The following is a 7,574-nucleotide window of genomic DNA, read 5'->3' on the forward strand; positions in this document are numbered from 1 at the left end:
CGGCTCCCCGCAAGCCGATGCCCCGCGACCCCTGGGCCGCCGTCCTGCACGCGCGGGATCCCCGCCGCCCCTCGGGGCTGGAGTGGAGTGCCCTGCTGACCGAGGGCTGGGTGGAGCTGCGGGGAGGCGACCCGGCCGTCCGGGCCGGCCTGGCCGTCATGGCGGGCGAACGCCTCGTCGTCGTGGCGATGGACCGGCACAGCCGACCTGACGCGGCCGCGCGCGTACTCCCGGCCGGATTCCGCCTGGCCCAGCGCGCGTTCGACCTCGCCGAACGGTTGCGGCTGCCGGTGCTCACCTTGATCGACACTCCCGGCGCCGAGCCCGGACCGGCGGCCGAGGCCGACGGTGTGGCCGGTGAGATCGCCCGGACGCTGCTGGCGATGTCCGGCCTGACCGTGCCCACGGTGGCCGTGTGCGTCGGGGAGGGCGGCAGCGGAGGAGCCATGGCCTTCGCGTACACCGACCGCCTGTTCCTGCTGGAGGGATCGGTGTTCTCCGTCATCGGTCCGGAGCCGGGAGCCGCGGTCCTCTTTCGCGACGCGTCCCGGGCGGCGGAGCTGGCGCGGTCGTTCCGGCTGACCGCCGTGGAACTCGCACGGCTCGGGGTGGTCGACGACGTGCTCCCGGACGGTGACGTGGGCGCGGTCCGGTCCGCGGTCCTCGTGGCCCTGCGCGAGGCGCACCCCGGCGAGCGGGACGCACGCATGGACAGGCTCGCCCGCAGCCACCTGCGAAGGCCCTCGATGATGTGCCGCCCGGAGTGAGTCCGGGCGGACGGCGCACGACCCGGCACACCGTGAAAGGAATGGTGGGATGAGCACTGCGATGTTCCTGGCCTGGAGCAGCCCGGCGGGCCCCGAGGCGGAGGACGAGTTCAACGACTGGTACGTCAACACGCATGTCCCGCAGGTGCGCGAGGCCGTCCCGGCCGTCACGGCCGTGCGCCGCTATGCGGTCCTGGGCACCGGTGAGGAGTCCGGACCCCGGCGGTACCTGTGCTGCTACGAGCTGAGTGACGCCGATGCGGCGAGCGCGGCGCAGGCGCTGGCCGCGGCCTTCGACAACGGCCGGTTCGACATGTCCCCGGCGATGGACACGACCACCGCGCCACCCGACCTGCAGTTCCTCGTCCCGGTCGACTGACCCCTCGGTCCGATGTGCCGCGCCGGCATGTCCGGGCGCTGCGCAAGATGAGACTGTAAGCCTTACGATAAGCAATACGGAAGGGTTACCCGTCGGAGGGACGGTCGTGCGGAAGCAGGCGAAGAAGACCGGTGACTTCGGCATCGGCATGATGATCCACGCGGTCCACATGACCGATGACGTCACGAAGCTCAACCAGTTCTACGAGGACGTGTTCGGCGGCCTGGTCTACATGGGCGTCGACGAGCCCAACTTCCTCCCGCCGGAGGACAGGTGGGCCGGACTGATCATGATCAGCGACCTGTGCATCGAGACGATGGCACCCAACACGCCGGTCGATGCGACCAAGCCGGTCGGGAAGTTCTACACCAAGTTCGGTCAGCACCTGCACTCGGTCGGCTACCTGGTGGACGACCTGGTCGGGCTGGGCAACCGGATGATCGGGAAGGGCCTTTACATCGGCAGGCCGGGCGGCGGCAAGATTGAGGAGATGGACCCCGACACGCAGTACTTCTACCCGAGCCCACGCGACACCGCGGGCCTCATGGTCGAGCTGTGCAAGGTCCACATGCCGGACGACCCGCGCGAGCTCGGAACCTGGTCCTCACAGCGCAAGTTCTGGGAGACCAGCCACCCGCTCGGCATCAAGCGCATGCTGTACGTGACCCTCGGGGTGAAGGACCTCGAATCGGCGGTGAAGACCTACGTCGACGTCATGCAGGCCGTGCCGATCGCCGAGGGCGTCGACGACGGCGGGCAGTACAAGTTCGCGACCGTCCACCTCGGCGACTGCCTGCTCCAGCTCGCCGAACCGCTCGGGCCTCACTCGCCGCTGGGCAGGCACGTCGCTCAGTGGGGCAACATGATCTACTCGATCACCTTCCGGGTCAACGACCTGGACTCGGCTCAGAAGTGGCTGAACGGCAAGGGCATCAGGACCTCCCGCCCGCGCCCCGGCCTGCTCGCCGCCGACCCGCAGGACACCTTCAACGCGCCGTACTTGTTCACCACGGACGTACTGGAGGGCGATCCGTTCGAGGAGTGATCCCGCGTATGCGGCGGGCCCGTGCGGAGTCCCTCCGCACGGGCCCGACATTGTCCGGGTACGCAAGGGCGCGTCACTCGGCGGTGATGAGGGCGCAGCCGGAGAACGGGCCGACGGCGTTGCTCACCACGCCGGCCGTCGGCCGGCCCGGCAGCGCGCGCTCACCCGCCGTACCGCGCAGTTGACGGGTGACCTCGATGAAGTAGTTCGCGCCGTGCCGGCGTCCGATGTTGCAGGCGCCGCCGTCGGTGTTGGTCGGGATGACCCCGTCGGCCCGGGTGTGCCCGGACGACACGAACGGACCGCTCTCGCCGATGCCGCAGAAGCCGAGCGCCTCCAGCCACTGCAGTGCGATGAAGGAGAAGCCGTCGTACAGCCCCGCCACGCCCACGTCCGACGGCTTCAGGTCCGTGCGCGACCACATGCGCCGGGCGGCCCGGAACGGGGACGACTGCGTCATGTCCTCGACCAGGCTGAAGTCGCTCTCCTGGGTGGTGCCCATCGCCCAGGACTCGAAGAACACCGGCTTCTGGCGCAGGTCGCGCGCCCGCTCCTCGGTGGTGAAAATGAGTGCCGAGCTTGAGTCGACCGGGTAGTCGCAGTCCAGCAACCGCAGGGGCGCGGCGATGTAGCGCGCGCTCAGGTAGTCGTCGATGGTGAGCGGTTCGGTGAAGAAGGACTCGGACGGGTTGGCGATCGCGTACTCGCGCTGGGCGACGGCGAAGGCGCCGAAGTCCTCTTCCTTGGTGCCGTACATCGCCATGTGCCGCTGCATGTACAGCCCGGCCCAGTGGGAGCCGGTGAAGGAGCCGTAGGGCATGGTGAACTGGAAAGGCCCGGGCGCGCCGCGTTCCATGCCCGGGACCAGCGAACTGCCACCCGCCGCGCCCGCGCGATGCACGGTGCGCAGGGTCAGGACCGTCTCGGCGCTGCCGGAGGCGATGGCGGCGATGGCGTGCTGCGCGGCCATCGAGTAGGCGGCGCCGTCGACCGACCCGGAGTAGAACGCCAGGTCGGGGATGCCCAGCATCGCCGCGGTGTGTGTCGCCGACACGTACTGGTGCGGAAAGCTGTGCACGACGACGCCGTCGATGTCGGCCGGCTTGACACCGGCATCCTCCATCGCGGCGATGGACGCCTGGGCGGTGAGGGTGTCCAGCGACAGGCCGGTGTCACGGCCCACCGTCGAGTAGCCGACGCCGACGATCGCGACGCGCTGTTTCTTGGGCACGGGAGTCCTTTGGGGGTGGTTGTCGGTCAGGCCCGTACCAGACGGAAGACGGGCAGGTCGATCTCGTCGCTGAGGGCGCGGAAGCACACCTCGACCGGATCACCCACGTTCACGCCGTCGGCCGGGAGATCGACGATGTTGGTCAGGAGCTTCAGCCCCGGTCGGTCGTCGAGTTCGACCACGGCGATGCACAACGGGAGCTTGTCGGCGAAGGAGGGGTGGAACGCCTGCGTCGCCGTCGTGTAGCTGTAGACGGTCCCGCGGCCGGACACCTCGGCTCCGCCGAGGTCGAAGGAAAGGCAGGAGTGGCACACCGGCTCGGGCGGATGCTGGTAGGTGCCGCAGGCCGAGCAGCGCTGGATCATCAGCTCATGGCGGCGGGCGGCTTCCCAGAAGAAGCTGGTCAGCTCGTCCGGAGCGGGCAGCAGGGGCGGTGACTCGGTCATGCCCGGTCTCCCTGTCGGTAGGCCTGTCGGTAGGGGGAACGCATTGCTAGCGTGTCATACAGTAAGCCATGCCGTATCCTCGTCGAGGTCTCTGGTCGCCCTCTCGAGCGCCTCGCGCTCAGACTCCCGGTGAGGATCGAATCGTGCCGAACGAAAAGCGGCAGACGACCCGGCACCGTCGCAAGCGCGGGTCGATCAGTGCCGACGAAATAGTGGAGGGCGCCTTCGCGGTCGCTCGTCGGCGCTCCCTGGACCAACTGAGCATGCCGTCTCTCGCCGAGCATCTGGGCATCGGTGTGACCAGCCTCTACTGGTACTTCCGAAAGAAGTCCGACCTGCTCGGCGCGATGACGGACGTCGCGGTCGACCGGTTCCTCACCCGGATGCCCGCGGTACGTACCGAGGACAGCTGGCAGCGGGCCATGCTTGAGCATTTCACCGCGCAGCGCACCGTCCACCGGGAGGACGAGGTTCTCTCCGACCTGCTGCTGACCCGGACGTCCAGCTACGGCGCCGAGGCGACGCGGCGGACGATGGAGCTGATCGAGGCCATGGTCGGCAAGCTCGTCGACGCCGGGTTCACCCCTGACGCCGCCATGCTGGCGTACAACGCCTTCTCGGTGTACACGCGGGGCCACATCATCCACGACCGCCTCCTGCGCCGGTCGAACACGCCCACCCTGGACCAGCGGCAACAGCGCATGACCGACTGGTCCTCGATGCCGGTCCTGGCGAGTCTGCTCGACCGGCATCCGCTCGCCGGCACCACGGACGAGGACTTCGCCTTCTCGGCCGCCCGGTTGCTGTGCGGCTTCGAGGTGGCGCTCGCCGAGCAGGGCGAGCAGACCTGACCCGCCGGGCCGACCGGGCGTGGGTCAGAGGTTGAATCGCTGGGTCAGAGGTTGAACCGCAGCGCGCCGTCGATGCGGATCACGGTGCCGTTGAGATAGTCGTTCTCGGCGATGTGCACGGCGAGCCGGGCGTATTCGTCGGCGTGTCCCATGCGCTTGGGGTTGGGCACCCCCGGCCCCCATTTGGCCTGTGCCTCCTCTTCGGTCATGCCGTAGGCGGGCGTGAAGAAAGTGCCGGGGGCGATGCACATGACGCGCACCCCCGCGGGGACGAGGTCCCGTGCCGCGGTGAGGGTGAGCCCGATGACGCCACCCTTGGCCGCGGAGTAGTCGCTCTGCCCCGCCAGGCCCTCGAAGCCGGCGATGCTCGCGGTGGAGACGACGACGCCGCGCTGGCCGGAGTCGAGCGGTTCGTTGTGGGTCATCGCCGCGGCGGCCTTGCTCATCACGCGGTAGGTGCCGGTGAGGAAGATGTCCATCGTCCGGGCGAAGATGTCGGCCGAGTACGGGATGCCGTCCCGGCCGACCATCCGGCGCCCGGCCGCCGGACCGCCGTGGACGATGACGGCCGTGCGCAGCGGCCCCAGCTCGGTCGCGGCGGCGACCGCCTGGTCCACCGACTCGTCCTTGGTGACGTCGGTGGGCACGAAGACCACGGCGTCGCCGAGTTCGGCGGCCAGGGCCTTGCCCTTGTCCTCGGCGCGGTCGGCCACCACCACCTTCACGCCGGCCTCCACCAGGCGGCGGGTGGTCGCCTCGCCGAAGCCGCCGGCGCCGCCGGTCACGAGTGCGGACGATCCGGAAAGATCCACGATTCCTCCTGGGGAAGACGCGCCCCGGCGGCGTTCCGTCGGGCGGCGGCGGGTCGATGCCCCGACTGGAAACAGCAGGGTTCGATTCACCGGAAGTACTGTACTGTTGCAGCAACAGTATTGACTACTGTTTCGCGTCGGCCATCAGGGCGCCGCGGACCCGAGGCCATCACCCCAGAGAGGTGCACGTGTCCGCTCCAGTCATCGTCAGCGCAGTACGCACTGCCATCGGCACCGCCCGCAAGGGCACTCTCGCCAACACCGACGGCGAGACCCTCGCCTCGGCGATCGTCGAGGAGACGGTGCGCCGATCGGGGCTCGAACCCCAGCGGTTCGACGACATCCTGCTCGCGGAGAGTCAGTACGGAGGCGGTGACCTGGCGCGCTACGCCGCCGTCGTGAACGGCATGCTGGACGTGCCCGGCGTCGCGCTCAACCGGCACTGCGCCGGCAGTCTCACCTCCATCGGCCTGGCGGCCGCGTCGGTGCAGTCCGGCATGGAGTCGGCGCTCGTGGCCGGTGGTGTGCAGGCGACCTCGATGGCGCCGCGGCTCAGGCAGCGGGTCGCCGGCACGGCCGACGAGTACGCCGACTGGTATCCCGCGTCGCACCCGAACTCGCCCGAGGCGCCCAACTTTGACATGTCGATCTCGGTCGGCTGGAACACCGCCAAGGCCGTCGGCATCACCCGCGAGGAACAGGACGCCTGGGCCTGCCGGTCGCACCAGCGCGCGGTCGCGGCGATCGACGCCGGCAAGTTCGCCGACGAGATCGTGCCGCTCAAGTTGGACGGCCCGGGCGGCGCCCCGGTCGAGTTCGCCGTGGACGAGCACCCCCGGCGCGACACCTCGTTGGCGAGGCTGGCCTCGCTGAAGGTGCTGCACCCCGAGATCCCGGGCTTCTCCATCACCGCGGGCAACTCCAGCGGCATCAACGACGCCGCCGCCGCGGTGGCCGTGACCGGCGCGGAAGTGGCCTTTGACGAGGGGCTCACGCCACTGGCGAAGATCCTCGCCTGGGGCGCGGCCGGGGTCGACCCGGCGCTGATGGGCTTCGGGGCGCTGCGCGCGGCCGACAAGGTGCTGCGGCGAGCCGGACTGACGTACGCCGATGTGACGCTGTGGGAGATCAACGAGGCGTTCGCCGCCGTCCCGATCGCCGCCTGCAAGGAGTTCGGGCTGGACGAGGAGCGGGTGAACTTCAGCGGCAGCGGGTGCAGCCTCGGCCACCCGGTGGCCGCGTCCGGTGCCCGCATGGTCGTCACGCTCGTGCACGAGTTGCGGCGGCGCGGCGGCGGTCTCGGGCTCGCGACCATGTGCGCCGGTGGCGGCCAGGGCGGCGCGGTCCTCATCGAGGTCTGAATCGACTGAACGGGCGCCTGGAATTCACTACTGTAAAGATTACGGTATAAGGAGCGGCCGACGGTGGGTCGGCCGGTCCCAGCATCGAGGAGTCGCCCGATGGGGCTTGCCATCACCGAGGAACACCAGGCGCTCGCGGCCGTCGTCCGCTCCTTCGCCGCCGATCAGCGGGTCAAGAGCGGCGCGCGTGCCGCGCTGGACGCGGACGCTCCCGCCGTACCCGAGACGTGGAAGCGGATCGGCGACCTGGGCTGGCTGAGCCTGCACCTGCCGGAGCAGGCGGGCGGCTCCGGCTTCGGCCTTCCGGAACTCGCCGTCGTCGTCGACGAACTGGGTCACGCGATCACGCCCGGCCCGCTCCTGGCCACCGCCACCGCCTCCGCGGTCCTGTCCGCGACCGGGGGTGACTCGCTGCACGAGTTCGTCACCCGGCTGGGCGACGGCTCGGCCGTCGCCGGACTCGGGCTCACGGCCGGACTGACCCGAGACGACGACGGCGCGTACAGCGGCGAGCTGACGGTGCTCGCCGGGCGATGGGCCGACGTGCTGCTCCTCGCGGCCGGCGACGACCTGCTGATGGCCCCCACCACCGACGCGGCGGTCGACGTGGTCCCGGTGAAGGGCCTGGATCCGTCGCTGGGGCTCGCCAAGGTCTCCGTCACCGGGCTGGTCCCGGCGGCGG

9 protein-coding genes are annotated in these 7,574 nt (G+C 70.1%); 6 read left to right on the forward strand and 3 right to left on the reverse strand.

Annotated elements, in window-relative coordinates:
* The 3 genes from O3Q52_RS44960 to O3Q52_RS44970 form a co-directional block, all read left to right on the forward strand.
* On the forward strand, window positions 1-767 hold a 767-nt coding region (locus O3Q52_RS44960; RefSeq protein WP_332113004.1), incomplete at its 5' end, for a carboxyl transferase domain-containing protein.
* 49 nt (window positions 768-816) lie between these two features.
* Window positions 817-1,146, forward strand: coding sequence for a DUF4286 family protein (locus O3Q52_RS44965; RefSeq protein WP_266586738.1), 330 nt, complete (start codon window positions 817-819; stop codon window positions 1,144-1,146).
* A 106-nt stretch (window positions 1,147-1,252) separates the two neighbouring features.
* Entirely contained in the window at window positions 1,253-2,191 is a 939-nt protein-coding gene (locus tag O3Q52_RS44970) for a VOC family protein (protein ID WP_266586740.1), read from the forward strand.
* 73 nt (window positions 2,192-2,264) lie between these two features.
* Here O3Q52_RS44970 and O3Q52_RS44975 read toward each other — a convergent pair whose 3' ends face one another.
* Both O3Q52_RS44975 and O3Q52_RS44980 read right to left on the reverse strand, forming a co-directional pair.
* Window positions 2,265-3,422 (reverse strand): thiolase family protein, encoded by a 1,158-nt coding sequence (locus tag O3Q52_RS44975; RefSeq protein ID WP_266531566.1) that lies wholly within the window; start codon window positions 3,420-3,422, stop codon window positions 2,265-2,267.
* 26 nt (window positions 3,423-3,448) lie between these two features.
* Window positions 3,449-3,868, reverse strand: coding sequence for a Zn-ribbon domain-containing OB-fold protein (locus tag O3Q52_RS44980; RefSeq protein WP_266586742.1), 420 nt, complete (start codon window positions 3,866-3,868; stop codon window positions 3,449-3,451).
* 143 nt (window positions 3,869-4,011) lie between these two features.
* On the opposite strand from O3Q52_RS44980, the gene O3Q52_RS44985 reads away from it, so the two are divergent.
* A complete protein-coding gene (locus O3Q52_RS44985) occupies window positions 4,012-4,719 on the forward strand; it encodes a TetR/AcrR family transcriptional regulator (protein ID WP_266586744.1) in 708 nt (235 codons plus the stop codon).
* 44 nt (window positions 4,720-4,763) lie between these two features.
* On the opposite strand, the gene O3Q52_RS44990 is transcribed toward O3Q52_RS44985, so the two are convergent.
* Window positions 4,764-5,531 carry an SDR family NAD(P)-dependent oxidoreductase gene (locus O3Q52_RS44990; RefSeq protein WP_266531572.1) on the reverse strand — a complete coding sequence of 256 codons (768 nt, stop codon included), beginning with the start codon at window positions 5,529-5,531 and terminating at the stop codon, window positions 4,764-4,766.
* Between the two features lie 188 nt (window positions 5,532-5,719).
* Between O3Q52_RS44990 and O3Q52_RS44995 the strand changes: the two genes are divergently transcribed.
* On the forward strand, window positions 5,720-6,892 hold the full coding sequence (locus O3Q52_RS44995; RefSeq protein ID WP_266531574.1) for a thiolase family protein: 1,173 nt from the start codon (window positions 5,720-5,722) through the stop codon (window positions 6,890-6,892).
* A 99-nt stretch (window positions 6,893-6,991) separates the two neighbouring features.
* Window positions 6,992-7,574, forward strand: a 583-nt coding sequence (locus O3Q52_RS45000) for an acyl-CoA dehydrogenase family protein (protein ID WP_269654290.1), incomplete at its 3' end; no start/stop codon positions are given.

This window comes from Streptomyces sp. ActVer (assembly GCF_027270795.1).
GTDB classification, from domain to species: Bacteria; Actinomycetota; Actinomycetes; order Streptomycetales; family Streptomycetaceae; genus Streptomyces; species Streptomyces umbrinus_A.